This window comes from Vibrio sp. 1288, assembly GCF_033344475.1.
The window spans coordinates 1-567 of the sequence record NZ_JAWPOX010000917.1 but is presented as its reverse complement, the minus strand read 5'-3'; the positions used below and the strand labels follow the sequence as shown (position 1 = coordinate 567).

General features: G+C 53.1%; 2 protein-coding genes. Both read left to right on the top strand.

The features are described 5' to 3' along the window. Positions 1-317: ABC transporter ATP-binding protein (locus tag R8O11_RS30085; protein WP_318195243.1), on the top strand; the 317-nt coding region annotated here is incomplete at its 5' end. Beyond that, positions 305-567, top strand: a 263-nt coding sequence (locus tag R8O11_RS30080; RefSeq protein ID WP_412035099.1) for an ABC transporter permease, incomplete at its 3' end; no start/stop codon positions are given. The genes R8O11_RS30085 and R8O11_RS30080, both read left to right, overlap by 13 nt.

Here is a 567-nt window from a genome sequence, read left to right as displayed (position 1 = left end):
TGGGGCTGGGCGAATTTATCCATCACATGCCCGATAACTTGTCTGGTGGTCAGCAGCAACGGGTAGCGATTGCTCGCGCTTTGGTTCACAAACCTGCATTAGTGATTGCCGACGAGCCAACAGCAAGCCTCGATAGCCAAACCGCAAACAAAGTCATCGATATCATGAAAGGGCTCGGGCACGAGTTTGGTACCACCTTCATTGTCGCCACTCACGACCCTCGCATGGCATCACGCTGTGATCGCACCATCGAGCTGGTGGACGGCAAAATCATCCAAACGCACGCCAGTGTGGAGGTGGTCTCATGGGCAAGCTAATTCCCGTTTCGGTTCGCCTTGCTTGGCTGAACCTACAACGTAATCGCCGACGCAGTTTGTTGTCGATGCTGATCATCGCCATTGCAGTTTTTGCGCTGACCAGCGCAGGTGGTTTTGGCCTTTATACCTACGACAGCTTGAAAGAATCCACAGCGCGTGACACGGGGCATCTGACATTAACCACGCCGGGCTATTTCGCTAAAGAAGAAGAGATGCCATTGAGCAATGGTTTGAGCCATGCCGATGCGAT